General features: G+C 61.8%; 1 protein-coding gene. It reads right to left on the reverse strand.

Going from position 1 to position 519, the window contains the following annotated elements; translation table 11 throughout:
* A partial coding sequence (locus ABS767_RS17585; RefSeq protein WP_408080787.1) for a flagellin N-terminal helical domain-containing protein occupies positions 1 to 458 on the reverse strand: 458 nt, incomplete at its 3' end.
* Positions 459 to 519: the final 61 nt, after the last annotated feature.

Consider the following 519-nt stretch of genomic DNA (forward strand, 5'->3'; position numbering starts at 1 on the left):
ATACCGGTCTGGGCCGTATAGACCACCGACTGGTTGTTGACTTCGTTGGCGCCGTTCACGCTGCCGTCGATCGGGGCGCCGGTGCCGAGGATGTTGTCCGAGGTGGCGCCGTTGATGTTAACGCTGACGCTGGACTTGGCGGAGTAGCCGACGGTCGCCTGCAGCGCCTGGGTGGCGACGGACTTGGCGCTGTCGACCAGCTTCTGCAGCGAGGTGATGCCGGTGTTGGCGGCCTGCAGCACCTGCACGCCGTTGCCGATGCCATCGAGCAGGTTGTTGATGTCGCTGGCGCGGTTGTCGAGCGACTGTGCCGTGAAGAAGTTGGTCGGATTGTCCAGGGCCGAGTTGACCGACTTGCCGGTCGACAGGCGGCTCTGCGTGGTGGCGAGAAGATCGGCGGTGGACTGGAGGGAGAGCAGGTTCTGACGAACCGAGGAGGAAAGAACGATACCGGACATTGAGTGTTACCCTTCTGGTACGCTACGCAACAAACTTCGATTAGGATTAATCGATGCCGGG

The organism is Sphingomonas plantiphila (assembly GCF_046000505.1).
Classification (GTDB): Bacteria; Pseudomonadota; Alphaproteobacteria; order Sphingomonadales; family Sphingomonadaceae; genus Sphingomonas; species Sphingomonas plantiphila.